This window comes from Streptomyces sp. NPDC018833, from assembly GCF_044390825.1.
Lineage (GTDB): Bacteria > Actinomycetota > Actinomycetes > Streptomycetales > Streptomycetaceae > Streptomyces.
In genome coordinates, this window is record NZ_JBIRZM010000003.1 from 470,930 (window position 1) to 497,104 (window position 26,175).

Genomic DNA, 26,175 nt, shown 5'->3' on the forward strand with positions numbered 1-26,175 from the left:
CAAATCGCCATGACGACAGGTCGGCAGGGCCTGGGGGCAGCAATGGGCCCCGGGGCCGGCGCGCGTACCGCGCCACCGAATGCGGCCTACGCCGGGCAGGTCGTGCACTTCCCGGACCCGGTCCGGGCCGCGCGTCATCCGCGCGGGGTACGCGTCGACGACAACGGATTCCCGGACTTCTCACCGTACGCGCGCGCGGCCGCGGAGATCGCCGAACCGCCGGAGGGCTTCGGCGTGGACGAGTTGCGGCTCACCGACTTCGTGTCGGCGAACGCGGCGCTGCACGCGGACGGCCATGCGCTGTGGGACACGGTGCCCGCGGTGGCGACGCCGCACGGCTGGACCTGGCACCACGTGCCGGGGACCAGACGGCTGGAGCTGGTACCGGTCGAGGTGAAGGCGCTGCTGCGGCATCACGGCGGGCTGGCGACGGCTCCCGTGGACCGGGGCAAGCGGGGCACGCGCCCGTTGCAGGAGACGCGGCCCGCGCATTTCGGCCTGCCGAAGGGTGCGGTGTCGGTGACCGAGCAGCAGGTGCAGGGGGTGGAGGAGGACCTGGGCTATCGGCTGCCGGGGCCGTACCGCTCCTTCCTGAAGGCGGCGGGCGGTTGCGCGCCGGTCGGTGCGGCGCTGGACGCCGAGCTGGGGCTGCTGGTGGACCAGCCGTTCTTCACGGTGCGCGACGAGGCCGGCGTCAATGACCTGGTGTACGTCAACAAGTGCCTGCGGGACCATCTGACGAAGGATTACCTCGGTGTCGCCTTCGTCCAGGGCGGGATTGTCGCGGTGAAGGTGAGGGGCTCGGACACCGGGTCGGTGTGGTTCTGCGCGTACGACGACGCGCGGGACGTCAGCGAAGCGGCCGGCTGGACCGTGCAGGAGCGGGTGGAGCGCCTGCTGATGCCGTGCGGCGAGGACTTCGACGCGTTCCTGCGGCGGCTCGCCGGCAATCCGCCGGAGCTGGAGACCGTGGCGAATCTGATGGTGGACGGCGGCTTCGCGCGGGCCGTTCCGGTTCCGGGCGAGGGGTGACGGTCCGATGGTGACGTTTGCGCAGGCGCAGGAGCGCGCCGAGGCGTGGGTGAACGGCGATGTGCCCGCGTACCAGCACCGCGAGGTGCGGGTGCGCGAGTTCGAGCTGGGCTTTGTGGTGTGGGCCGAGGACCGCGGTGGTGGTGTGCGTTCGGACGGCGGGGACCAGCGGCTGGTGATCGCCCGGGACAGCGGTGAGGCGACGCTGTGGCCCGGGCTCCCGGTGGGCGAGGTGATCCGCCGGTACGAGGAGGAGTACGGGGCACAGCCGGCCGCGGCGGCTCCGTCGGCGGCGGAGCCGCCGCAGCGTATCGATCTGAACCAGACGTCGTTCCTGCTGAGTCCGCCGGAGTGGCTTCAGGAGGCGGCGGACAAGCTGGGCATCCCGGACCGGCGGACGGCGACGTCCGGCGCCGGCACCGGCGCCGGGGCGGATGCCGCCGCCGCTTCGTCCGCCGCTTCGTCCGCCGCCGCGGGTGCGGACGCAGGTGCGTTGTCCGCCGCGGGCGGGCCGGACGTCTCCGGTTCGATCGGCGGCAACGCCTCGCAGGCGACGGGGAATTCGCATGCCGCGAGCTCGGTCGCGTGGCCGGACTCCGGTGCGGCGCCGGACGCGGACGCCTCGCGCGCCGGCGCCCCGGCGTGGCCGAGCGCGGGCGGTGACCACGAGCCGACGGCGTCGGACGGTGTGCCGGCCACCCCGGCGGGTGTGCCGGCACCGGCGGGTGGCACCGGCTGGAACGACACGAACGCGGACGGCGGCGACGATGTGTCCGTGCCGCTGCCTGCGACGGTGTTCGCTCCGCCCGTGTCGGTGGACGACGACGCCACTCCGCCGCCCGTGGGCCCCGACGCCCCGACGGCGCTGATGACGGGCGGGAGCCGGCTGCCCCGAACGGCGATCGCCCCGGCACTCCATCCCCAGAACGGGACGGGTGCGCAGCCGCCCGCCGCCTCCCCGTCCTCTCCTTCCTCCCCTGCTTCTCCGCCCGCCCCCGCGTCCCCGGCGACGCCGCCCGCCGGGCCGCACGGTCCGAGTGCGGCCGACATCGCGGACGCCGCGACGAGTAAGGCGGTCCTGCCGCCGCGCGGTGCGCGTGGCGGGGCGGCCGGGGGCGCGACGCCTCCGCCGCCGCCCGGCGCTCCGGGCACGCCGGGCGTACGGCCCGGTGCCACGCCGCCGCCGACCGGCCCGGGGGCTCCCGGCGCGCCCGCGGGCGGTTATCTGCCGACGCAACTCGTCCCGCAGCTCGGCCCGGACGGGCCGCAGCCGCCCGCACCGCCCGGTTCGACGCCGCCGCCTCCGGGTCCGCCCGCGCCTCCTGGTGCGACGCCGCCTCCGGGTGGTGGGGTGCATCATGCGGCGACGATGCTGGCCGATCCGAGTCAGATGGGTCCCGGGGCTCCGCAGCCTCCGGGTCCCCCTGGTGCGCCGCGTCCCCCCGGTCCGCCCGCGCCTCCTGGTGCGACGCCGCCTCCGGGTGGTGGGGTGCATCATGCGGCGACGATGCTCGCCGGTCCTGCCCAGATGGGTCCCGGGGCTCCGCAGCCTCCCGGGCCGCCCGGCGTCCCCGGGGGCGTACCGCATGCGCCGCAGCCGGGTCAGCCGCTGCCGGGTCAGCCGGGTCAGCCGGCGGCGTACGGCTATCCGCAGCAGCCGCCGTCCGGCCTGCCGACGGTCGGCCCCGGCTACCAGGCCGTGCTGCGCTATCGCGCGGCTGACGGCTCCGAGGCCCAGCTGATCCGCCGTTCGGCGCCGGGCACCCCGCATCCGGAGTGGCAGATCCTGCACGAGCTGCGCGCCATGAACGTGCCGCCGCAGCAGGTGCTGGAGCTGCACACCGAGCTGGAGTCGTGCGAGCTGCCGGGCGCGTACTGCGCCCGCATGATCCGCGAGACCTGGCCGCAGGCGCGCATCACGTCGATCGCTCCCTACGGCAGGGACCATGCGTCCCGCCAGCAGGGCATGGCGCAACTGCTCGCCCACCAGGGCGAGTTGCACCAGGTCGCGGACGGGCCCGCCCGGCCCGCGCCGGTGCGTGCGCCGCTGCCGCAGGTTCCGCCCGCTCCGCCGATCCCGCCGGAAGGCGTCGCGCAGGAGCTGGCGGCGGCGTTCGGCCCGCAGGGGCTGTGCCGGTTCGACCAGCGGTCGGTGTCACGCCAGGGAGTGCCGGAGGTCGTGGCGGCGACGCTGGTGTGGGCGGGCCTCCCGGGCGACTTCAATCCCTTCTTCTGGGCGCAGCCGGCCCAGCCGGTGGTGCCGACGCTGGCGGAGCTCGCGGCGCAGCGTCAGGTGCAGCCGGCGTCGGACGCCGGCTCGTACCTGGTGCTCGGCAGCGACTTCGGCCGCGCGATCTGTGTCCAGTACGGCACGGCGCACATCGTCGCGGTGCCGGTGGAGGCCGGTCCGGGCGGGGCGCCGGTGGCGCCGCAGTTCGTGAACACGGGCCTGCCCGAGTTCGTGCGGTGCATGGCGCTGCTCGGCCGGATGTGGCGGCTGCGCTTCGGGCTCACCCCGGAGCAGGCGGGCCGCTGGACGGTCGACTTCCAGGCGCAGTTGGCGGCCCTGGACCCGGCGGCGCTGTCGTCGCCGGAGAGCTGGTGGTCCGTGCTGCTGGAGCAGATGTGGGACGGCCTGCTCTGACCCGCTGAGCAACAGGCCGGGCGCCGGGTCCGCGAGGGCGGACCACGGCGCCCGGCCGTTTGCCGTCAGGACTCGGGAGTTCCCGTCGTCGCCGGTGCGCCGGCCAGGATCGACGGTTCCAGCTCCTCGTAGCGCTGCCGCTCCCCGTCCGCGTCGCGTTCGGACAGGATCGTGCCGAGCCAGCCCGCGAGGAAGCCCAGCGGGACGGAGACGAGTCCCGTGGTGGTGAACGGGAACCAGTTGAAGTCCTCGTCAGGGAAGACGGACTGCGGTGATCCGGACACGAGATTGCTGCCGGTCATCAGGACCAGTGAGGCGACGGTGCCGATGACGAGTGTGGCCAGCAGGCCCGTACGGGAGAAGCGGTGCCAGAAGAGGCTGTAGACGAGCGCCGGCGCGACCGCGGACGCGCCGATGCAGAAGGACAGGGTCAGCAGCGCCTGGAGGTTCAGGTGCCGCGCACCGGCGGCGATGACGAGGGCCACCAGACCGACGCCGGCCGCGGCGGACCGGGCGATGGCCATCTCGGTGCGGTGCGGCAGGGCCACCCGGCGCAGCCCGTGGGCGACCAGGTCGTGCGCCAGGGTGTTGGCGCAGGCGAGGGTGATGCCGGCGACCGAGGCGAGCAGTGTGAGGAAGATCGCCGTCGCCACTGCCGTGAACAGCAGCGTTTCGAGGGTCGTCGGGTCGGCGCCGAGCACCGCCTGGGTGACCATCAGGAACGCGGTCTTTCCCTGCGGGTCGCCGGTGACGAGCACCTCGCGCCCGACGATCGCCGACGCTCCGAAGCCGATCACGACGATCAGCAGGCAGGTGACGACGACGATGGAGACGGCCCATGACATGGAGCGCCGTACGGCGGTAGCGCTGCGTGCGGTGAACATGCGCATCGTGATCTGCGGCAGGACCGCGGCGCCCATCACGACCGTCAACTGGGTGCTGATCATGTCGAGTTCGTCGCCGGCGAACTGCAGTCCGGAGGCGAGGTAGACGTCCGGCGCCCCGCTGCCCCGCCCGGCGGCGTCCAGCAGGACGGGCAGGCTGAAGTCGTAGCGATCGAGGATGAGGAGGGTGACGGCGATGGCCGCGCCCAGCAGGACAACGGTCTTGACGATCTGGATGAAGGCGGTGCCCTTCATGCCGCCGATCGCCGCGTAGGCGATCATCAGCACGCCGAGGAACACTATCGCCCCCGTCTTGAACCCGTCGGCGTGGAAGCCCAGGACGACGGCGAGCAGGTCGCCCGCGCCCGCGAGCTGGAAGACGACCAGCGGCAGCAGTGCCGCGAGGGTGACCGCGGCCGTGACGATCCGTACGGCCGGGCCCGGGGCGCGGCGGGTGAACACGTCGCCCATGGTGAACCGGCCCGCGTTGCGCAGGGGTTCGGCGAGCAGGAACATCATCAGCACCAGGGAGAGCACGGTGCTCAGGGCGAGCGTCACCCCGTCGTAGCCGACGAGGGCGATGATGCCGATGGTGCCGAGCACGGTGCCGGCGGAGATGTAGTCGCCGGCGATGGCCATACCGCTCTGCACGGGGGACAGCGAGCGGTAGCCGGTGTAGTACTCGCCCAGGTCGTCGCGGTCCGGGCCGGTCATCACACACAGCAGCAGCGTGACCGTGATGACGGTGATGAAGGCGATCAGCGACATGGTCTGCGCCTCGGAACTGAAGCCGGTCATGCGCGCGAACCTCCCGCGGGGTACTGCCACGCGGGGCGTCCGGGACGGCTGTGACGCTCCTGGGGGGCCTGGGCGGCGGCCGCCTCGGCCTGTTCCCGTATCGCCTGCGCGAGGGGGTCCACCCGGCGGCGCGCGATCCGTTCGTAGACGGCGATGGCGGCGAGTGCCACGGGCAGTTGGAGGAGTCCCAGGACGAGGCCGGTGGTCAGTCCGCCGGAGACCTGGCCGGTCATCATCCCGGGGGCGTACCCGGACAGGATCAGGAAGAGAACGAAGTAGCCGAGCGCGGTCAACGTGGCGACGCGGCGAAGCCGGCGGTAGGCCGAGCCGAGTGCGCGCAGGTCGCTGCGGCCCTCGGGCTCCGCGTGCTGCTCCGGCTGCTGCCGAGGGCTGTCCCACGGCTGCTGCCGGGGACTGTCCCACGGCTGCGGGTCCTCGTCCCAGGAGTAGGCCGCCGCGTCGTTGCGGTGCCGGCCGGCGGGCCGGGGCTGCGGCGGTGGTTCGGGGAAGAGCTGGTGGTACGACATCGTCTCGCTCCTTGCCGCCCTCGGGGGACGGGGCGGGTGGCGCTGGTGGTCCGGGTACGTTACTCATCGGTAGGGCCTCGGCGTAAGGGGTTTCCGACCGCTCGGTATGTCGGTTCGGTGACGATTCCGGCCGCCGTCGTCGGCGCTCCCGGCGAACCGCTGTCAGGCGTCCGCCTTGTCCGAGATGACCGGGAATCGGCGCGGTGCCACGAACACCAGCGCCAGCAGCGCCAGACCGGCCGCCGCGGCCGCGCCCACATAGACGTGGTCCACCGCCGCGTCCACCGCCCTGCGCAGCGTGTCCGTCGCCGCGCCCGGCACGGGGTGCTCCAGCGCACGGGAGACGGAGTCGAGGTCCCCGCCGCCGAGGCGGGAGACCAGCACGGTGTTGGCGATCGCACCGAACAGGGCCGCGCCCACCGACTGGCCCACCTGGCGGCAGAAGAGGACGGACGCGGTCGTCGTGCCGCGTTCCGACCAGCCGACCGTGGACTGGACACCGACGATCAGGGGCAGCTGGAAGAGCCCGAGCGCGGCGCCGAGCAGCAGCATGACGAGCGCCGGTTGCCAGGGCGCGCCGGGGTACGGCAGCAGGGGGAAGGCGAGCAGGATCAGCATGGCCAGGCCGATGCCGATGATCGCGGTCGGACGGAAGCCGATGCGTGTGTAGACGTGGTTGGACAGCGCGGCGCTGACCGGCCAGCTCAGGGTCATCACCGAGAGCACGAACCCGGCCGCGATGGGCCCGAGGCCGAGGACGGACTGCGCGTACGTCGGCAGGAACACCGTCGGGGCCACCATCAGCAGACCCAGTGCCCCCAGGGCCAGGTTCACCGCCGCGATCGTGCGCCGCCGCCAGACCCAGCCGGGGATGATCGGCTCGGCCGCCCGGCGTTCGACGACGACCGTGAGGGCGATGAGGAGCGCGCTGCCCCCGAACAGCACCAGGGACGGCGGCGACAGCCACGGCCACGCGATACCGCCCTGGACGAGAGCGGTGAGCACCAGGGCGCCGGCCGCGAAGACGAGCAGCGCTCCGGCCCAGTCGACGCGGGGGCGGGCCGCGGGCGCGGGGCGGGAGGGCTCGACCAGGTAACGGACGACCAGCCACAGCGCGACGGCGCCGACGGGCAGGTTGATCAGAAAGATCCAGCGCCAGTCGGCGTACGCGGCGAGCAGCCCGCCGACCGCAGGTCCCGCCACCGCCGCCACCGCCCACACCGTCGACAATCTGGCCTGGATCCTGGGCCGTTCCTTCAGCGGGTAGAGATCGGCGGCGATCGTCTGCACCGTGCCCTGGAGCGCCCCGCCGCCCAGCCCCTGGACGACGCGGAACGCGATGAGCGCGGCCATGTTCCACGCGGCGGCGCACAGCAGGGAGCCGATCAGGAACAGCACGATGCCCGCGACGAGGACGGGCTTGCGGCCGAAGGTGTCCGACAGCTTGCCGTAGACGGGCAGGGTGACGGTGACGGCGAGCAGATAGCCGGAGAACAGCCAGGAGAAGACGGAGAAGCCGCCGAGATCGCCGACGATCTGCGGCACGGCGGTGGAGACGATGGTCCCGTCGAGGGCGGCGAGTGCCATCCCGAGCATGAGTGCGGCGACGACGGGCCCGCGACGGGCGGGTGTGGGGGTGTCCGGCCCGCCGCGCGTTCCGCGGGCCGCCACAGGGGCCGGTCCGCGGCTGGTTCCGCCCGGTTCGGGGCCGTCCGCCGCCGCGCCGGTGTGCTTCCCGCCCCGCGCCGGGGACGCCGCGCCGTCACCAGGTGTCTCCTCGACGTCCATGCCCGGGTCCTTTCCCCCTGCATCTATTTCCGGGGACACCCTCTCATCCGGCAACGGGGAATGCTCCGGTCCTCCGGCGGAGGCCATGAGGTCATGGCTCCGGGACCGGTGGCAAGCGGGTCTTGAACCGGCCGAACGCCGAACGCCGAACGCCGAACACCGAACTCCGGACACCCAACGCCGAACGCCGAACGCAGAAGTCCTTGCCGATCGCCGCCGGTGGTCTTGACGACCGGGTGGAGGACCGCGCGCGACTCGGGACAGAGGCCATGCCGGACGAGTTTGATGACGGCCCCGCGCAGCCAATCGTCGGCAGGACGAGGCAACGCCTCCGGCCGGCATCGGAAGGGTCGTTGCCCCCATCCCCTCCCTTCGGTGAGGGGATTCGTCACTTGAACCTGACGCAGCGGGAGGGTGCACTCTCGACCTGCCGGCCTCCACCTGAGGGTGGAGAGCCCCTAGGGGGATGTCCTTACTTCCGGTCAGGGAGCGGTCGTCCCGGCGGACGACGAGAAGGGCCGGTGCCTTTCCTTAACTTGGTCCTACGGCCGCAACCGGGGCCGCGCACCGGCAGGGGGTGGGGAAAACCCCCGGGCCGGAACTGCGCTGCGCACCAGCGCGCCGGACCGCTTCCGTCGCAAGACTCGACACGTACCCGTGGCGATCTGACGTCGTCACTTCCCACAGCTAGGAGACCTACCGTGACAACGGCTGTAACCACCCCCGCACACGGGGAGACCGGAGGGCGTACGGCCGTCGCCGCACGGGGGCGGCAGGTCGTCAAGGCTTACGGCGCCGGGGAGACCCAGGTCGTCGCGCTCGACCACGTCGACGTGGACATCGCCCGCGGGCAGTTCACGGCCATCATGGGGCCGTCCGGCTCGGGCAAGTCGACGCTGATGCACTGCCTGGCCGGCCTCGACACCGTCACCTCGGGCCAGATATTCCTCGACGACACGGAGATCACCGGGCTCAAGGACAAGAAGCTGACGCAACTGCGCCGGGACCGGATCGGGTTCATCTTCCAGGCGTTCAACCTGCTGCCCACGCTGAACGCCCTGGAGAACATCACGCTTCCTATGGACATCGCGGGACGCAAGCCGGACGCGGCGTGGCTGAACAGGGTCGTCGACACCGTCGGCCTGGGCGAGCGGCTGAAGCACCGGCCGACCCAGCTCTCCGGCGGTCAGCAGCAGCGCGTCGCCGTCGCCCGCGCGCTGGCCGCCCGGCCCGAGATCATCTTCGGTGACGAGCCGACCGGAAACCTGGACTCGCGGGCGGGCGCCGAAGTCCTCGGCTTCCTGCGCCGTTCGGTGGACGAACTCGGCCAGACCATCGTGATGGTCACGCACGACCCGGTCGCCGCCTCCTACGCGGACCGCGTGCTCTACCTCGCCGACGGCCGCATCGTCGACGAGATGCTCCGGCCCACCGCCGAGGCCGTCCTCGACCGCATGAAGGACTTCGACGCCCGGGGGCGTACGTCATGACCGTCCTGAAGAACTCCCTGCGCAACTTCTTCGCCCACAAGGGGAGAATGGCGCTCTCCGCGGTGGCGGTCCTGCTGTCCGTGGCCTTCGTGTCGGGCACGCTGGTGTTCACCGACACCATGAACACCACGTTCGACAAGCTCTTCGCCGTGACCGCCTCCGACGTCACCGTCACCCCGAAGGGTTCGGGCGACAAGGACAATCCGCCCACCGGCAGGCCCGAGTCACTGCCCGCCTCCCTCGTCCAGGAGGTCGCCGCCGCGGAAGGCGTCGAGTCCGCCGAGGGCGCGGTCGTGAGCCTGAGCGTGACCGTCGTCGACTCGGCGAACAAGAACATGGGGTCCGACGGTGGAGCCCCGACCATCGCCGCGAACTGGACGAAGAACGAGCTCAAGTGGATGGACATCACCTCCGGGCACGCCCCGCGCGGCCCCACCGAGGTGATGGTCGATGCCGACACCGCCGACAGGCACGGCCTGAAGCTCGGCGACGAGCTGCGCACGATCGCCGTCACCGGTGACTTCACCGCGAAGATCTCCGGCATCGCCACGTTCAAGGTCACCAATCCGGGCGCCGCCGTCGTCTACTACGACACGGCCACCGCCCAGCGCGAACTCCTCGGCAAGGAGGATCTGTTCACGCAGATCCTGGTCACCGCCGCGCCGGGCGTCGGCGACGAGCAGCTCAAGAAGAACGTGGCCGCCCAGCTGGAGCGGCCGTACAAGCTGCAGACCGCGAAGGAAGCGGCGGACGCGGGCCGCGAGGAGGTCGGATCCTTCCTCGACGTCATGAAGTACGCGATGCTCGGCTTCGCCGGGATCGCCCTGCTCGTCGGCATCTTCCTCATCGTCAACACCTTCTCGATGCTGGTCACCCAGCGCACCCGTGAGATCGGCCTGATGCGGGCGATCGGCTCCAGCCGCAAGCAGGTCAACCGTTCCGTGCTCGTCGAGGCGGTGCTGCTCGGCGTGGTCGGCTCCATCGCGGGCGTGGCAGCCGGCGTGGGCCTGGCCGTCGGGCTGATGAAGATGATGGGCGCGGTGGGCATGAACCTGTCCACCGACGACCTGACCGTGAAGTGGACGACCCCCGCGGTCGGCCTGACCCTCGGCATCGTCGTCACCGTGCTCGCCGCGTACATCCCGGCCCGCCGGGCCGGCAAGGTCTCCCCGATGGCCGCCCTGCGCGACGCCGGAACCCCGGCGGACGGCAGGGCCGGACTGGTCCGCGGCATCATCGGCCTCGTCCTCACGGGCGGCGGCGCGGCCGCGCTGGTCGTCGCCACCCAGGCGGACAAGGCGAGCGAGGGATCGCTGTTCCTCGGCCTCGGCGTCGTGCTCTCCCTGATCGGCTTCATCGTCATCGGCCCGCTGCTCGCGGGTGTCGTGATCCGGGTGATCAGCGCCCTGGTGCTGCGGATGTTCGGTCCGGTGGGACGCATGGCGGAGCGCAACGCGCTGCGCAACCCGCGCCGCACCGGAGCGACCGGCGCCGCGCTGATGATCGGTCTGGCGCTGGTGGCCTGCCTGTCCGTGGTCGGCTCGTCGATGGTCGCCTCGGCGACCGAGGAGCTGGACAAGTCGGTCGGCGCCGACTTCATCGTGCAGTCCGCCGCCAACGACGGCCGGGAGATCGTGCCGAAGGCGCAGCAGGCGCTGGAGAAGGCGCCCGGCATCGCCCACGTCACCGAGTACCGGGTCGTGCGGGCGAAGATCACCGCCCCCGACGGCAGGACCGAGTCCGAGCAACTCGTCGCGGCCGACCCGACGTACGCCGAGGACCTGCGCCGCGAGACCGTCGCGGGTGACCTGGCCGCCGCGTACGGGAAGGACGCGATGTCGGTGGGTGAGGACTACGCCGAGCGGCACGGCGTGAAGGTCGGCGACACGATCGAGGTGGCGTTCCGGAACGGGAAGAGCGCGGATCTGAAGGTCGCGGCCATCACCTCCGACGACTCGAACGTCGACAAGGGCGCGATGTACACGAACCTCACGACCGCCGCCCGGTACGTCCCTGCCGACAGGATGCCCCAGAACGTGATCATGTTCGCCGAGGCGGAGGACGGCAAGGAGAAGGAGGCGTACGCCGCCCTGAAGAAGTCGCTGGCCGATTACCCGCAGTACAAGGTGCAGAACCAGACCGACTTCAAGCAGGATCTCAAGGACCAGGTCGGCCAGCTGCTGAACATCGTCTACGGACTGCTGGCGCTTGCGATCATCGTCGCGATCCTCGGTGTGGTGAACACCCTCGCCCTGTCGGTGGTCGAACGGACCAGGGAGATCGGCCTGATGCGCGCGATCGGTCTCTCGCGCCGCCAGCTGCGGCGCATGATCCGCCTGGAGTCGGTGGTCATCGCCCTGTTCGGCGCGCTGCTCGGACTCGGCCTGGGCATGGGCTGGGGCACCTCGGCGCAGAAACTCCTGGCGCTGGAGGGGCTGGGGGTGCTGGAGATTCCGTGGCCGACGATCATCACGGTCTTCGTGGGTTCGGCGTTCGTCGGACTGTTCGCCGCGCTGGTGCCGGCGTTCCGCGCGGGCCGGATGAACGTGCTGAACGCGATCGCCACGGAGTAGGGCCCGCAGCACGGGGGACCGCGGGCCCTCGACGGCCCCGGATGTCCATGTCGGACATCCGGGGCCGCCGCTCGTGCCGGACCGGACGTCAGGCGCGGAGTCGGAGCAGCAGATAGCCGCCGGCCGCCCCGGTCAGGGAGTAACGGGCTCCGGGGTGCAGCCTCCCGGCGTACTCCTCCGGCCGCGGGAAGTCGCCGTCGGTGTTGTCGAGGGCGATGTAGTCCGGCGTCTCGCCCCGTGCGCCGCCCACCCAGAAGACGCGGCAGCGGCCCGTCAGCCGGCTGATCGGGCCGATGTTCGCCTCGACCGACACGCCGTCCGGTATGCGTTCCAACAGCCTTTCCGCTGCGGCCACTTGACCGCTCCTGCGGTAGGTCGCGGGATCGGTGAGCGCGCCCAGCGGCAGTGTGGTCGTCAGCGCGAGTGCCGCGGCCGCCGTGCAGGCCGGCAGCCGGAAGGCGTAGGCGCGCAGCCAGGTGTGCGGGCTGCGGCGGCAGATGTCCACGGCGTCGGCGAGCGCGAAGGCGAGGACGGGCATGAGAACCGCGTTGTAGTGCCAGTCGGTCGACCAGTAGTGGTCCTCGGCGGACAGGAAGCGCCAGCCGAGGGTGGGCAGGGCCACCACCAGCAGCGGCGAGCGCAGGGCGAGCAGGCCGGTCGTCGGCAGCAGGAGCCAGGCCAGCGTGCGGAGTTTGACGTCGAGGGCGGTGGTGAGGAAGCCCACCGCGTTGTCGTGTCGCCCCACTTTGTCCCAGTAGTCGTACCCGCCACCCGTGTTGAAGGCGGGAATGACCAGCGTCAGCGTGACCAGTGCCGCCACCACCCCGAACGCGGCGGTCCCGAGCCCCCACAGCGCCGCCCGGGGCGAGGCGCGCCGGGCGCGCAACGCCACCACCAGGCCCAACGCGGCGACGGTGACTCCCAGGTCCTCCTTGACGAGGACGAGCGGGACGGCGAACGCCAGAGCGCGGTACCAGCGCCCGCGCAGGACGGCCTCCAGAGCGAACGCGATCAGCGGCACGGCGAAGGCGATCTCGTGGAAGTCGAAGTCGACCGCGCGCTGCACGCCCCACGAGAGCCCGTACGCGAGACCTATCGAGACTCCCGCGAGGCGGGCCACCGGGATCACGGACACGGCGAAGAGCGCGGCCTGTGCGACGAGCAGGGTGACGGGAGAGGGGAAGAGCCGGTAGGGCGCGGCGAGGAGTGCGGTGACCGGGCTGAAGTGGTCTCCGAGGACGAGCGTCCCGGGGCCCTTGAGATCCACGACGGGCGCCTGGAGGTGGGCGTAGGCCCGTACGGCCTGCTCGAAGATGCCGAGATCCCAGGAGAGCGTGTCCATCCGGCGATAGCGGCTGACGGAGATCGTCGCGTACGCGATGAACAGCAGACCGGCGAGGACGTACGGCACCACGGTGCGGCGCCGCCGTGCCGCGGGCGCGGGACGCGGGGCGACAGCCCTGGTCCCGGGCACGGCGAGAAGGACTCCTGGCATGGACGGGCCTTTGCGGTGGGGATGGGGGCTGCGGACGGTCAGGGGACGGGGCAGGGGAAGCGGCGGTCGGGGAGAGAAGGGGCCGGGGAGAGGCGTGGTCGGGGAAAGGGGCGCTCGGGGAGAGGCGCGGTCAGGGGGAGGCGGCCGAGCCCGGGTGGTCGTCGCCGTCGGGCGGCAGGGACGTCGAGGCGAGCCCCGTCGGGGTCGGGGACAGCCCGCCCGGCGACGGGAAACCCGTGTCGGGCGGCGGCACCGACACCGAGGGAGAGGGCGAGGGCGACGGCGGTGCCGCCGGCACGCCCTGGTCGGATGCGGCCAGGCGGACCGCGGTCAGCGCGCCCGCCCCGGCCAGCAGGCACACCGCGCACACGGCCGCAACGGCGAGCGTGCGGCGTCGGCGCCGCGCCCCGCGGGCCACCACGAGCTGCGCCGGCTCGGGCACGACGGCCCGGCCGCCGGCCGCGGCGGCCCGCTTGAGGGCGGCTGACAGCGCCTCGTCGTGTCCGTCCGCGGCGGGGGCCGGGATGCGGCCCGGGACGTCAGACACCGTGCTCCTCCTCCGAGATCAGATGGGGCCGCAGCGCGGCCCTGGCGCGGGAGAGATGGGTCTTGACCGTGCCCGCCGAGATTCCCGTCTCGGCGGCGACCTGTTCGACGGTGAGATCGCACACGTAGTGCAGGACGGCGACGCGCCGCTGGCGTTCGGAGAGCTGCCGCAGCGCCGCGACCAGCGCGACGGTCTCCGCGTCCGGCGCGGGCGCCGAGCCCGGCAGCTCCCCGTGGCGCAGCCGCCAGGCAGCGGCCGCCCGGCCGCGCCCGTGCCACCGGCTCACCGCGAGCCGCCAGGCCGTGGTGCGGATCCACGCCTCGGGCCGGCCGTCCCACCGCAGCCGGGAGCGCCGCGCCCAGCCGCGTACGAACGCCTCCTGGACCACGTCCTGGGCCTCGTGCAGATCCCCCGTCATCAGATACACCTGCCCGACCAGGTGTTTCACGGAGTGCGCGTAGAACTCCTCGAACTCCTCGTCGGTCAATGCGGCTCCTGTCGGGTGGCGGGTCTCACCGCTTATACGCACGCGGGAGGTGATCCGGTTGACGCCGGTACGAGGTTTTCTTCTCTCCGCGTCCGCACGTGGCCGCCGCCCGGTCCGCGCGCCGCCCGCCTCGTCGCCCGGGACCGGGGCGCGGCTGTCGTACCACCGTCGTACGCTGGAGACCCCCGGCCCGCCCCTGGTCTTCGACATGGGGAACCCCAGACGTGTCGGGCGCATCGCGTTGCCCACCCCCGGGATCCTCCCGGATCCTCTGGACGGAAAGCCCTTCATGAGCCTGCACGGTCTGCTGGATGCCGTCGTACGTGACCCGGCCCTCGCCGAAGCGGTCAAGGCGGCCGGGGACGGCCACCGGATGCACGTCGACCTGGTGGGGCCGCCCGCCGCCCGGCCGTTCGCCGTGGCCGCCCTCGCCCGTGACACGGGCAGGCCGGTGCTCGCCGTCACCGCGACCGGGCGCGAGGCGGAGGACCTGGCCGCCGCGCTGCGCTCGCTGCTGCCCGGCGAGGGCGTCGTCGAGTACCCGTCGTGGGAGACGCTGCCGCACGAGCGCCTGTCGCCCCGCTCCGACACGGTCGGCCGCCGCCTCGCCGTGCTGCGCCGGCTCGCGCACCCCTCGGCCGACGATCCGGCGGCAGGCCCCGTGCAGGTCGTCGTCGCACCCGTGCGCTCCGTGCTCCAGCCGCAGGTCAAGGGCCTCGGCGACCTGGAGCCCGTGGAGCTGCGGACGGGACAGCAGGCCGATCTGAACGAGATCGTGGAGGGCCTCGCGGCCGCCGCGTACTCCCGTGTCGAACTGGTCGAGAGGCGCGGCGAGTTCGCGGTGCGCGGCGGCATCCTGGACGTCTTCCCACCGACCGAGGAGCACCCCCTCCGGGTGGAGTTCTGGGGCGACGACGTCGAGGAGATCCGTTACTTCAAGGTCGCCGACCAGCGCTCGCTGGAAGTCGCGGAGCACGGGCTGTGGGCGCCGCCGTGCCGTGAGCTCCTCCTGACCGACGAGGTTCGGCGACGGGCCGCCGTGCTCGCCGAGGCGCATCCCGAGCTCGGGGAGCTGCTCGGCAGGATCGCCGAGGGCATCGCGGTCGAGGGCATGGAGTCCCTCGCCCCGGTGCTCGTCGACGACATGGAGTTGCTGCTGGACGTGCTGCCGAAGGGCTCCATGGCCGTCGTGTGCGACCCGGAGCGGGTGCGGACCCGGGCCGCGGATCTCGTGGCGACGAGTCAGGAGTTCCTCCAGGCGTCGTGGGCGGCGACCGCGGGCGGGGGAGAGGCCCCGATCGACGTCGGCGCGGCCTCGCTGTGGGGCATCGCGGACGTACGCGACCGGGCGCGCGAGCTCGGCATGATGTGGTGGTCGGTGTCCCCCTTCGCGGCGGACGAGGAGATGTCGGACGACACCCTCAAGCTGGGCATGCACGCCCCGGAGTCGTACCGCGGCGACACGGCCCGGGCGCTCGCCGACACCAAGGGCTGGCTGGCCGACGGCTGGCGCACCGTCTTCGTCACCGAGGCTCAGGGGCCGGCCGCCCGCACCGTCGAGGTGCTGGGCGGCGAGGGCATCGCCGCCCGCCTGGAGGCGGACCTCGCCGTGATCGCGCCGTCCGTCGTCCACGTCGCCTGCGGCTCCATCGACCACGGTTTCATCGACCCGGCGCTCAGGCTGGCGGTGCTGACCGAGACCGACCTGTCCGGCCAGAAGGCAGCCGGCAAGGACGGCCGGCGGATGCCGACCCGGCGCCGCAAGACCATCGACCCGCTCACGCTGGAGACCGGCGACTACATCGTCCACGAGCAGCACGGCGTGGGCCGCTACATCGAGATGGTGCAGCGCACCGTGCAGGGCGCCACCCGCGAGTACCTGCTCGTCGAGTACGCCCCCGCCAAGCGCGGCCAGCCCGGTGACCGGCTCTACATCCCCACCGACCAGCTGGAGCAGGTCACCAAGTACGTGGGCGGCGAGGCGCCGACGCTGCACCGGCTCGGCGGCGCGGACTGGACGAAGACCAAGGCGCGCGCCAAGAAGGCGGTCAAGGAGATCGCCGCCGATCTGATCAAGCTGTACTCGGCACGGATGGCCGCCCCCGGCCACTCCTTCGGCCCCGACACCCCGTGGCAGCGCGAGCTCGAGGACGCCTTCCCGTACACCGAGACGCCCGACCAGTTGTCCACGATCGCCGAGGTCAAGGAGGACATGGAGAAGACGGTCCCGATGGACCGCCTGATCTGCGGCGACGTCGGCTACGGCAAGACGGAGATCGCGGTGAGAGCGGCCTTCAAAGCGGTGCAGGACGGCAAGCAGGTCGCCGTCCTCGTCCCGACGACGCTGCTGGTGCAGCAGCACTTCGGCACCTTCACCGAGCGGTACTCGCAGTTCCCCGTCGTCACCCGGGCGTTGTCCCGCTTCCAGTCGGACGCGGAGGCGAAGGCGACGCTGGAGGGGCTGCGGGACGGTTCCGTCGACATCGTCATCGGTACCCACCGGCTCTTCTCGTCCGAGACGAAGTTCAAGGACCTGGGGCTGGTCGTCGTCGACGAGGAGCAGCGCTTCGGCGTCGAGCACAAGGAGCAGCTGAAGAAGCTGCGGGCCAATGTGGACGTCCTGACGATGTCCGCCACCCCGATCCCGCGGACCCTGGAGATGGCGGTCACCGGCATCCGCGAGATGTCGACGATCACGACGCCCCCGGAGGAGCGGCACCCCGTGCTGACCTTCGTCGGCCCGTACGAGGAGAAGCAGATCGGCGCGGCCGTGCGGCGTGAACTGCTGCGCGAGGGCCAGGTCTTCTACATCCACAACCGCGTGGAGTCGATCGACCGGGCGGCCGCGCGGCTGCGGGAGATCGTGCCCGAGGCCCGTATCGCCACCGCCCACGGCCAGATGGGCGAGAGCGCCCTGGAACAGGTGGTCGTGGACTTCTGGGAGAAGAAGTTCGACGTGCTCGTCTCGACGACGATCGTCGAGTCCGGCATCGACATCTCGAACGCCAACACACTCATCGTGGAGCGCGGCGACAACTTCGGCCTCTCGCAGCTGCACCAGCTGCGTGGCCGTGTCGGCCGCAGCCGCGAGCGGGGGTACGCGTACTTCCTCTACCCGCCGGAGAAGCCGCTCACGGAGACCGCGCACGAGCGGCTCGCGACCATCGCCCAGCACACCGAGATGGGTGCCGGCATGTACGTCGCCATGAAGGACCTGGAGATCCGCGGCGCGGGCAACCTCCTCGGCGGCGAGCAGTCCGGACACATCGCTGGCGTCGGCTTCGACCTGTACGTACGGATGGTGGGCGAGGCCGTCGCCGACTACCGGGCCTCGCTCGAGGGCGGCGTGGAGGAGGAGCCGCCGCTGGAGGTCAAGATCGAGCTGCCGGTCGACGCGCACGTCCCTCACGACTACGCGCCGGGAGAGCGGCTGCGTCTCCAGGCGTACCGTGCGATCGCCTCCGCCAACTCGGAGGAGGACGTCAAGGCGGTCCGCGAGGAGCTCACCGACCGCTACGGCAAGCTGCCCGAGCCCGTCGAGAACCTGCTGCTGGTGGCGGGCCTGCGGATGCTGGCGCGGGCGTGCGGTGTCGGTGAGATCGTGCTCCAGGGGTCAAACATCCGGTTCGCGCCGGTCGAGTTGCGCGAATCGCAGGAGCTGCGGCTGAAGCGGCTGTACCCGCGGACGGTGATCAAGCCGGCCATCCACCAGATCTTGGTGCCGCGCCCGACGACGGGCAAGATCGGCGGCAAGCCGGTGGTGGGCCGTGAACTGCTCGCGTGGACGGGCGAGTTCCTCACGACGATCCTCGGGTCGTAGCGGCCGGGGCGGGTTCGGGGCGACGTGCCCCGGCTCGGGGAACCGGGGGCCGATGTGACCTGGGGCCGGCCTGGCCCGGCGCTCGGGAGCCCGGGGCCCGACATGACCCCGCCCGACGTTGCCCCGGGCCGACGTGACCCGGGCCGCCGTGCCACGGGGTTCCTGACCCGGGGCTCGGGACCCGGGGCTCGGGAGCCCCGGGTCGACTTGCCCCGCGGGCTGACCGCCCCGGGGCGTGCCGGGGACGGCCTGGCCGGGGCCGGCCCGGAGCGCTGCCCGCTGCCGGAGGGCGGCCCAATCCGGCCCGGAACCGGCGTCGGCCGCCGAAGCCGGCCCGGGCTCGGGCGGGTGTCAGAGCTCGTCGAGGTCCAGTGCCTCGGCCATCGCGCGGTAGCCGGCGTCGCCCGGATGCAGGTGGTCCCCCGAGTCGTACGCAGGGAGGATGCGGTCCGGGTCGGCTGGGTCGGCCACGGCGCGGTCGAAGTCGACCACCGCGTCGTACTCGCCCGACGTACGGACCCACTCGTTGAACGCCTCGCGCTTGGCTTCGTTGACCGGGGTGTAGTAGAAGGAGCCCTTGACCGGGGTCAGCGTCGCACCGATCACCTTGATGCCCTTGGCATGCGCCTGGCGGATCAGTGAGCGGTGGCCGTCGATCAACTCGTCGACCGACACCTCGGGGGTCGGCCCGCCGGGGATGCCCTCCCAGCCGTTGCCGCCGAAGTCGTTGATGCCTTCGAGGACGACGACCGTGCCGACGTTCGGCTCGCTCAGCGCGTCGAGCGCGAAACGGGTGGTGCCTTTCTCACCGGCCCAGACCGTGTCGTTGGTGACCTGGTTGCCGCCGATCCCGTGGTTGAGGACGCTGCGCGGGTGCCCGGCGGCGGCGAATCGCTCAGCCAGCTCGTCAGGGTAGCGGTTGTCGGTGTTCGTGCCGGCGCCGACGCCGTCCGTGATGGAGTCGCCGAAGGTCACCACGCCGTCCCGGCGCGCGGCGAGGCCGCCGGAGACCTCGACGCCGGAAAGGTAGTACCAGGACTCAGCGGTCTCCTTGAACGCCGAGCCGGCCAGGTCGGAGCGGTGGTCGCCCTGCGCCCGGTAGCTCGTGGCGCCGGCGAAGTGGTGGAAGGTGGCAGGGCCGGTCGGCCCGGCCAGATACAGCGTGACGGTCACCGACTCCAGGGCCCGGACCGGGAACGGCACCCCGTCGCTGCGTGCGGTGCCACCTGCCGGGATCGTGACGGACCGGCCCTTCCCGAAGGAGAGCGGCCGCACGGAACCGGCCCGCACCGCACCGCCCCCGGCCGTGCGGGCCACCGTCGCTCCGGTGATCCGCAGCGGAGTGGTGCCGTAGCGGTTGGAGAGTTCGATACGGGCCTTGGTACCGCCGGTCGAGACGCGGACCACCTGCCGGAGCGTGTGGTCGGAGAAGCCCTGCGTCGACCAGTTGGGGCCGAAGGGTGCCGTCGGCGCCTGCGGTGAGGCAGCCCAGGCACCCCGCCACGCACCGCCGTTGTACTCGACCGCGACGGCGGCGGAGCCTCCGGCCGGGCCGTGCGTGCCTGCTACCGGCAGCGCGGTGAGCGTGGCCGCGGCCAGCAGGGCAATGCCGGTGCGCCGCATGGATTTCGTGGATCTCATGTAGTCCCGCCCGTTGTAGGTTGCGAAGCCGATCTCGAAGGTGCTCGCGTACACGCGAACACCTTCAAGGGGTGATCGACTCCGCTTATTCCCCGGGCAGTTGGCGCCTGTCGGCCGTGAACAGAAGGCTGCTGAGGGCGCGGAACATCTCCTCCGGGTCCCGGCCGTCGAACGGGCCGGTCAGGTTGTGGCTCAGGAGCAGGGTCGCGAAACCGTGGGCCAGGGACCAGGCCGCTATGCCGGCGGTGCGGGGCTCCGGGGTCGCGGCGAGGCTGGTGATGCCCGCGCGCAGTTCGGCCGAGGCGCGTTCCTTGGCGGCCACGAGGTCCGGGTCGTCGCCGCGGTACAGGTCCGGCTGGAACATGACCTGGAAATGAGCGGGGTGGTCCAGGGCGAAGCGGACGTAGGCCACGCCCCGTTCGCGCAGGTCCGGCGCCTGGGCGAGCGCCCCGGCCAGCAGTTCGTAGCCCTCCGCCGCGATCGCGGTGACCAGGCCGGCCCGGTCCCCGAAGTGGTGGGCCGGTGCCGCATGGGAGACCCCGGCGCGGCGGGCGAGATCACGCAGGCTGAGCGCCGCGGGGCCGTCGGCGGAGATGACGTCGAGGGCCGCGGCCAGCACCGCGCGCCGCAGATCGCCGTGGTGGTAGGTGCGCTCGCTCATGAGCGCCAGGGTACGCGGAATCTAGCCATTGACAAGTTTGGCGGGGTGAGTCAATCTAGTCAATGTCTAGATGGAGCGGTCGAGGAAGCGGAGGAGACGTCATGACCGACGAATTCGGGCGTGTACGGCAGATGTGGCATCTGCTGGAGCCCCTGCACGCCGTGCTGTACTACGCGCCGCAGGCCTACGAGGAGGCCGCGGCCCTCGGCTACGGAACCGACGAACGCTGGCCCAGCTACTTCGCCTGGCGTGCCGCACCCCTGGGCGAGGCGGGGGCAGTGCAGGTCTCCTCCGCGTTCTACAGCTTCAGCCCGGCGATGGTGCGGCGGTACGTCCCCGACACCTGGCGCGTGGCATCACCCGCGGAGGTGATCGCCGCCAGGCTGCGCGCCGTGGACCGGACGTACCGGGACGTCCTCGGCGACGCCGTCGCGTCGAAGGAGCTCGCGGAGGCCGCCGGCCTCGCCCGGCGCGCCGCGGAGGCCGCGGACTGTGCCGGGCGTCCGCTCGCGGCTGCCAACTCCGCGCTCCCCGCCGACGAGCCGCACCTCGTCCTGTGGCAGGCCGCCACCCGGCTGCGCGAGCACCGGGGCGACGGGCACCTCGCCGCGCTGCTGACGGCCGGTCTCGATCCCGTCGAGTCGCTCGTCTCCTTCGCCGGTATCGGTGCCGCCCCGGTCGAGACCTTCGCGAGCCGCGGCTGGAGCGAGGCGGAGTGGACGGCCGCACACGAACGACTGGTGGCACGCGGTCTGTCGGCAGCCGACGGCAGGGCCACCGCCGACGGACGGGCACTGCGGACCGAGGTCGAGCGGCGTACGGACGAGATGGCCGCCGCCCCCTGGGCGGCGCTGGGTGCCGACGACACGGCGCGCCTTTCCGAACTGCTCGGCGCGTACTGGGTCGCGATGCTCGGCACCGGACTGCTGCCCGCGCAGAACACCCTCGGTATCGGCAAGGTCTGAGCCCGGCAGTACGGTACGGACCGTGAACAGACGTGGGGCGGTCGGGGGAGGGGCGGCGGCGCTGCTCGCGGCGCTGTTGCTGACCGGATGCGACACCGTCGGCATCGACGGGGGCGGCGCCGAGGGCGACGGGAGCCCATCGCATGCCGCTCCGGGCGGCGGTGGTACGAGTCCGCTCGTCAATCCGCGGGGCACGGAGCCGGGGCTGGCCGCCCTCACCACCGAGCAGGACAAGGCCGCCGCCCGCGCGGTGATGGCGAAGGTGGCCACCAAGGGGCGTGGCCCGAGGACCGGTTACGACCGGGACGAGTACGGCTACGCGTGGATGGACACGGCAGACGGCGTCCCTCTGGCGCGCAACGGCTGCGACACGCGCAACGACATGCTCGCCCGTGACGGGCAGCGCCTCGCCTTCCGTGCCGGCTCCGACTGCGTCGTCGTGGAGATGACCGTCCACGATCCGTACACCGGCAGGACCATCGAGTGGCGCAAGCAGCGCGCTGCCGAGGTGCAGATAGACCATGTCGTGCCGCTGTCGTACAGCTGGCAGATGGGTGCGGCCGGCTGGGGCGAGGCCAAACGCCGGCAACTGGCCAACGACCCGCTGAACCTGCTGCCGGTCGAAGGCCGGGCGAACAGCGCGAAGAGCGACTCCGGGCCCGCGTCCTGGCTGCCGCCGAACAAGGCGATCCGCTGCTCCTACGCGGTGCGTTTCGCGCAGGTCGCCGTGAAGTACGAGCTGCCGGTGACGGCTGCCGACAAGCGGATCATGCTGGCCCAGTGCGGCGGATAACCGGTGGGGTCCGTGGCCGGCGCTGATTAGCCTGCCGCCATGGACCTCACGATCACTACCCTCGCCGAGCGCCCCGAACTCCAGGGCCCCATGTGGCAGATGCTCGACACCTGGGAGGAGTTCATCGTCAACGACCCGGTCGGCTGGGCGTACGTCGGACGGATCGTCGGCGAGCTCCCCGAGTATGTGCTGGTGGCGACGGATCCCGAGGGGCAGGTCGTGGCACGGGCGTTCAGCGTGCCGTTGGCCATGGACGTGGACGGGCGCCGGGAACTGCCCGCCGGCGGCTGGGACCAGGTGATGCTGTGGGCGTTCTCCGACCTGCGGCACGGCCGGAAGCCGGACATCATGAGCGCCGTCGAGATCACTGTGGCCACCGACCGGCAGGGCCGGGGGACATCGGGCCGGATGCTGGCCGCGATGCGGGACAACGCCCGCCGTCTCGGCTTCGACCAGGTGATCGCACCGGTGCGACCGAGCGCGAAGAAGGCCGAACCGCAGACCCTGATCGACGAGTACGCCCACCGCACCCGCGAGGCGGACGGCCTGCCGCACGACCCATGGCTGCGGGTGCATGTGCGGGCCGGCGGTGTCATCGAGAAGGTGGCGCACACATCGATGACGGTCACCGGCTCGCTGGACCAGTGGCGTAAGTGGACCGGGCTGCCGTTCGACGCGACCGGTCAGGTCGAGGTCCCGGGCGCCCTGGTGCCGGTGCACTGCGAGGTGGAGCGCGGCTACGCGGTGTACGTGGAGCCGAACGTATGGGTGCGGCACCGGTTGTGACGCGCCGGAGCGGGCTGTCCGGGTGGGCGGCCCCGCTCGCGCTGTCGGGCGGAAGCCGGGGATGCGGCCGCGGCGGAGAACGCGTCAGCCGGGGAGGCCGCCCGCTTCGGCGGCCTCCCCGGCTGACATGGGTGGGACGGTCAGACCGTCAGCTCCCAGTGCGAGGCGTCGTAGTCGAAGCCGGGGGAGACCTCCACCGTCAGGTTCTTCGCATCGGCCGGGGCGTCGAAGGCGTAGGTGACCGTGGCCTTCTTGCCGGGCAGGATCGAGCCCTCGAAGCCGGTGCCCGCCTTGTCGTCGAAGATCTGCTCGGCGGTCACGCCGTCCTTTCCGGCGCGGGCGTCGACGGTGACGAGGTTCGCGTCGTACTTCTCCTTGCCGGCGTTCTCGATGGTGATGGTGACCTGGTAGGCCTTGTTTCCCTTGGTGTGGCCGACCGCGAACTCGCCGGGCGTGTACGGCTTGGGCGCGGAGACGGTGACCTGCACGTCGTCGTCGTAGACGGACGTCTCGTCCGCGGCAAGGGCCTTGCCCTTCTCCTCGGCCGAGTCGTCCTTGGCCGCGCCGTCCTGGTCGCCCTTGGTGGTGTCCTTGGTGGTGTCCTTGGGAGCGGTGTTCTCGACCGACTTGTTGATCTCGTCGACCGCTTCGTCCACCGCCATCACCGTGACGATGCCGATGGCGATGCTCGCGATCAGTGCCAGCAGGCCCAGCACCGTACCGGCCGTGGCCGCGCCCTTGTTGGTGGCCTCGCCACGCTTGGCACGGCCGCGGCCGACGAGGCCGAGGACCAGCGCGAGCAGTCCGAGGACGGTGCCGATCCAGAAGAGGAACGGGATCACTCCGAAGATGATGCCGATGATTCCGAGCACCAGGGCGGCGGTGCCGAGGCCGTTGCGCGCCGGGCTCGGCGCTGTGAACTGGCCCGGCTCCGGCTGCGGCTGGGTGTACTGCGACATGGGTCCCCCCCATTGGTTGTGGCGGGCCCGATTGCCGTGACCCGTGCTGCCGTGGGTCAATGACAGCAGAGCTTGTGAACCGAGTCAACATGGAATTTGTTGGCTCTTTAATTCGATGGTGTGAAGCGCACGCTGCGCGTGAACCCGAGTACAGTGCCGATCGCAGTACAAGCGGAACTTTGACGGGGAGACAGCCGAGTGCCGGAGAACCAGCCAGAGGTGACGGCCGCCGAAATCGCCCGGCTCGCCGGCGTGGGCCGTGCCGCCGTGAGCAACTGGCGGCGCCGGCACGCCGACTTCCCCAAGCCCGCCGGCGGGACGGAGACCAGCCCGTCCTTCGCCCTCGCGGATGTCGAGCGCTGGCTGCGTGACCAGGGAAAGCTGGCAGAGGTGCCGCTGCGTGAACGGGTCTGGCAGCAGCTCTCCGGCCACCCGGCCGGAGCCGTCACCGCACTCGTCCACGCCGGCTGTGCGCTCCTCCTCGTCCACCACAGGCCCTCCGGCTGGCCCGCCCTGAGCGCCGTATCCGACGCCCGGATGGCCGAGACGCTGCCCGCCGTGCTCGAGGAGGTGCTGACCCTGCGCTTCGGCGGTCCGCGAGCCGTACGGACACCGGTCGCGGGCGAGCTCGCGCCCTCCGTGCCCCTCATGCGCGGGGCCGCCGCGCTCGCCGCCGAGACCGGCGCCCGCCAGGCGTTCGAGTTCCTGCTGGGCCGCCACCTCGACGCCAACCCGCGCCAGTACACACTCACCCCGGCGGAGCCGGCCGCGCTGATGGCCGCCCTCGTCGGGGCGGCCGGGATCGTGCTCGACCCCGCCTCCGGGACCGGCTCCCTGCTGCGTGCCGTCGACCGCCCGGCCGCGCTCCACGCCCAGGAGCGCGACCCGGACCTCGCCGCACTCACCGCGCTGCGCCTCGCCCTGCACACGGACGCCGACGTACGGGTAGGGGTCGGCGACGCCCTGCGCGCCGACGCGTTCCCCGCGCTCGCGGCGGACGCCGTCCTGTGCCACCCGCCGTTCAACGAACGCAACTGGGGCCACGAGGAACTGGCCTACGACCCGCGCTGGGAGTACGGCTTCCCCGCCCGCACCGAGTCCGAGCTCGCCTGGGTCCAGCACGCCCTCGCCCGACTGCGCCCCGGCGGCACCGCCGTGCTGCTGATGCCGCCCGCCGCCGCCTCCCGCCGCTCCGGGCGCCGCGTCCGCGCCGGGCTGCTGCGCCGCGGTGCGCTGCGGGCGGTCATCGCCCTCCCCGCCGGCGCCGCGCCCCCGTACGGCATCCCGCTCCATCTGTGGGTGCTGTCCAGGCCCGACGCCACCGAACGCCCGTCGCCGGAGTTGCTCGTCGTCGACACCGCCACGACCGAGCACGCCGCCGCGGGCCGCGACAGACTCGACTGGCAGGCCATCCGCACCGCGGTGCTCGACGCCTGGCGGCCCTTCGAGCGGCACGGGTCGGTGGCGGAGACCCCCGGTGTGAGCCGGTGCGTCCCGGTCATCGAACTCCTCGACGACGACGTTGACCTGGCACCCGCCCGTCATCTCCCGCTCCCCGCGACAGGCGGTGGCACCGCCGAACTGGGCCGCGTCCGCGAGCGGTTGACGCAGACCCTCGGGCGGACCGCCGAGCTCACCCCCCGGCCGGCGCGCTCCGCGCCGCCCGCCGCCCCCGTGCACTGGCCCTCCACCACCGTCGGTGAACTCGCCCGCGCCGGCGCCCTCGTCCTGCGCGCCGGAGGCACCGGTGCCGCACCCGCGGACGGACCGGTGGCCGTCCTCACCGAGCAGGACGTCCTCGCCGGCCGGAACCCCTCGGGCGCACTTCCGGCAGGCCCCGAAGAGGAGCCCGTGCTGATCGAGGCGGGCGACGTCGTCGTCCCGGTCCTCGGGGCCGGCACGATCGTGCGCGTGGCGGACGAGGAGCTGGCCGGCGCCGCGCTCGGCCGCAACCTCCAACTGCTGCGTCCCGATCCGGCCGCGCTCGATCCCTGGTTCCTCGCCGGCTTCCTGCGCGGCAGCGCCAACCAGCGCCAGGCCAGCAGCTACGCCTCGACCGCGACCCGGCTCGACGTCCGCCGCCTCCAACTGCCCCGGCTGCCGCTCGCCGACCAGCGGCGCTACGGCGACCGTTTCCGTGCGCTGGGCGAGTTCGAGGAGGCGCTGCGTCTCGCCGGAAGGCTCGGCGAACAACTGGTGCAGGGGCTGTACGACGGACTCACGGACGGCAGCGTCCTGCCGGAATGACCGGCTCGGCAGCAAGGCCGGCACAGGGCCGTCGCGCA

General features: G+C 72.4%; 18 protein-coding genes. 9 read left to right on the top strand and 9 right to left on the bottom strand.

The features are described from left to right. The first annotated feature begins 9 nt into the window (after positions 1 to 9). Together ACH5AF_RS09365 and ACH5AF_RS09370 are read left to right on the top strand one after the other, a co-directional pair. Positions 10 to 1,032, top strand: coding sequence for an SMI1/KNR4 family protein (locus ACH5AF_RS09365; RefSeq protein WP_398900900.1), 1,023 nt, complete (start codon positions 10 to 12; stop codon positions 1,030 to 1,032). Between the two features lie 7 nt (positions 1,033 to 1,039). Next, complete coding sequence (locus ACH5AF_RS09370) at positions 1,040 to 3,676, top strand: SUKH-4 family immunity protein (protein ID WP_398900902.1); 2,637 nt, start codon at positions 1,040 to 1,042, stop codon at positions 3,674 to 3,676. A gap of 65 nt (positions 3,677 to 3,741) precedes the next feature. Here the strand turns inward: ACH5AF_RS09370 and ACH5AF_RS09375 are convergent, their stop codons facing one another. The 3 genes from ACH5AF_RS09375 to ACH5AF_RS09385 all read right to left on the bottom strand — a co-directional run bounded on the left by ACH5AF_RS09375 (position 3,742) and on the right by ACH5AF_RS09385 (position 7,673). Then, positions 3,742 to 5,358 carry a cation acetate symporter gene (locus tag ACH5AF_RS09375; protein ID WP_398900903.1) on the bottom strand — a complete coding sequence of 539 codons (1,617 nt, stop codon included), beginning with the start codon at positions 5,356 to 5,358 and terminating at the stop codon, positions 3,742 to 3,744. Further along, a complete protein-coding gene (locus tag ACH5AF_RS09380) occupies positions 5,355 to 5,885 on the bottom strand; it encodes a DUF485 domain-containing protein (protein ID WP_398900904.1) in 531 nt (176 codons plus the stop codon). The genes ACH5AF_RS09375 and ACH5AF_RS09380 overlap by 4 nt, the downstream gene beginning before the upstream one ends. 162 nt (positions 5,886 to 6,047) lie before the next feature. Next, positions 6,048 to 7,673 (bottom strand): MFS transporter, encoded by a 1,626-nt coding sequence (locus tag ACH5AF_RS09385; RefSeq protein WP_398900906.1) that lies wholly within the window; start codon positions 7,671 to 7,673, stop codon positions 6,048 to 6,050. A gap of 701 nt (positions 7,674 to 8,374) precedes the next feature. Between ACH5AF_RS09385 and ACH5AF_RS09390 the strand changes: the two genes are divergently transcribed. Continuing rightward, on the top strand, positions 8,375 to 9,163 hold the full coding sequence (locus tag ACH5AF_RS09390; RefSeq protein WP_398900907.1) for an ABC transporter ATP-binding protein: 789 nt from the start codon (positions 8,375 to 8,377) through the stop codon (positions 9,161 to 9,163). Next, the gene (locus ACH5AF_RS09395; protein WP_398900909.1) at positions 9,160 to 11,736 is read left to right on the top strand and encodes an ABC transporter permease; all 2,577 of its coding nucleotides are present in this window, start codon (positions 9,160 to 9,162) and stop codon (positions 11,734 to 11,736) included. The genes ACH5AF_RS09390 and ACH5AF_RS09395 overlap by 4 nt, the downstream gene beginning before the upstream one ends. Before the next feature lie 88 nt (positions 11,737 to 11,824). On the opposite strand, the gene ACH5AF_RS09400 is transcribed toward ACH5AF_RS09395, so the two are convergent. From ACH5AF_RS09400 to ACH5AF_RS09410, 3 genes are all read right to left on the bottom strand, one after another. Next, positions 11,825 to 13,231 carry a DUF2079 domain-containing protein gene (locus ACH5AF_RS09400; RefSeq protein ID WP_398900910.1) on the bottom strand — a complete coding sequence of 469 codons (1,407 nt, stop codon included), beginning with the start codon at positions 13,229 to 13,231 and terminating at the stop codon, positions 11,825 to 11,827. 130 nt (positions 13,232 to 13,361) lie between these two features. Further along, a complete protein-coding gene (locus ACH5AF_RS09405) occupies positions 13,362 to 13,778 on the bottom strand; it encodes a hypothetical protein (RefSeq protein WP_398900911.1) in 417 nt (138 codons plus the stop codon). Then, positions 13,771 to 14,265, bottom strand: a complete 495-nt coding sequence (locus ACH5AF_RS09410; RefSeq protein WP_398900912.1) for a SigE family RNA polymerase sigma factor — start codon at positions 14,263 to 14,265, stop codon at positions 13,771 to 13,773. Before ACH5AF_RS09410 ends, ACH5AF_RS09405 begins: the two co-directional genes overlap by 8 nt. A 289-nt stretch (positions 14,266 to 14,554) precedes the next feature. Between ACH5AF_RS09410 and mfd the strand changes: the two genes are divergently transcribed. Next, complete coding sequence (gene mfd / locus ACH5AF_RS09415) at positions 14,555 to 18,085, top strand: transcription-repair coupling factor (RefSeq protein ID WP_398900914.1); 3,531 nt, start codon at positions 14,555 to 14,557, stop codon at positions 18,083 to 18,085. 351 nt (positions 18,086 to 18,436) lie between these two features. Here mfd and ACH5AF_RS09420 read toward each other — a convergent pair whose 3' ends face one another. Both ACH5AF_RS09420 and ACH5AF_RS09425 read right to left on the bottom strand, forming a co-directional pair. Beyond that, the gene (locus ACH5AF_RS09420; RefSeq protein WP_398901021.1) at positions 18,437 to 19,726 is read right to left on the bottom strand and encodes an SGNH/GDSL hydrolase family protein; all 1,290 of its coding nucleotides are present in this window, start codon (positions 19,724 to 19,726) and stop codon (positions 18,437 to 18,439) included. An 85-nt stretch (positions 19,727 to 19,811) separates the two neighbouring features. Then, positions 19,812 to 20,387, bottom strand: coding sequence for a TetR/AcrR family transcriptional regulator (locus ACH5AF_RS09425; RefSeq protein WP_398900916.1), 576 nt, complete (start codon positions 20,385 to 20,387; stop codon positions 19,812 to 19,814). A gap of 101 nt (positions 20,388 to 20,488) precedes the next feature. Here ACH5AF_RS09425 and ACH5AF_RS09430 point away from each other — a divergent pair, with 101 nt between their 5' ends. Genes ACH5AF_RS09430 through ACH5AF_RS09440 form a run of 3 tightly spaced genes read left to right on the top strand, consistent with a single transcriptional unit; the run spans position 20,489 to position 22,931 of the window. Further along, complete coding sequence (locus tag ACH5AF_RS09430) at positions 20,489 to 21,352, top strand: hypothetical protein (protein WP_398900918.1); 864 nt, start codon at positions 20,489 to 20,491, stop codon at positions 21,350 to 21,352. A gap of 22 nt (positions 21,353 to 21,374) precedes the next feature. Continuing rightward, positions 21,375 to 22,145, top strand: coding sequence for an HNH endonuclease family protein (locus tag ACH5AF_RS09435; RefSeq protein WP_398900921.1), 771 nt, complete (start codon positions 21,375 to 21,377; stop codon positions 22,143 to 22,145). Between the two features lie 39 nt (positions 22,146 to 22,184). Further along, positions 22,185 to 22,931: an N-acetyltransferase gene (locus ACH5AF_RS09440; RefSeq protein ID WP_398900922.1), complete on the top strand. Its 747-nt coding sequence runs from the start codon at positions 22,185 to 22,187 to the stop codon at positions 22,929 to 22,931. A 140-nt stretch (positions 22,932 to 23,071) separates the two neighbouring features. On the opposite strand, the gene ACH5AF_RS09445 is transcribed toward ACH5AF_RS09440, so the two are convergent. Then, positions 23,072 to 23,890 (bottom strand): DUF4352 domain-containing protein, encoded by an 819-nt coding sequence (locus ACH5AF_RS09445; protein WP_398900923.1) that lies wholly within the window; start codon positions 23,888 to 23,890, stop codon positions 23,072 to 23,074. Between the two features lie 198 nt (positions 23,891 to 24,088). Here ACH5AF_RS09445 and ACH5AF_RS09450 point away from each other — a divergent pair, with 198 nt between their 5' ends. Beyond that, positions 24,089 to 26,137, top strand: coding sequence for an N-6 DNA methylase (locus tag ACH5AF_RS09450; protein ID WP_398900925.1), 2,049 nt, complete (start codon positions 24,089 to 24,091; stop codon positions 26,135 to 26,137). The last annotated feature ends 38 nt before the right edge of the window (positions 26,138 to 26,175 follow it).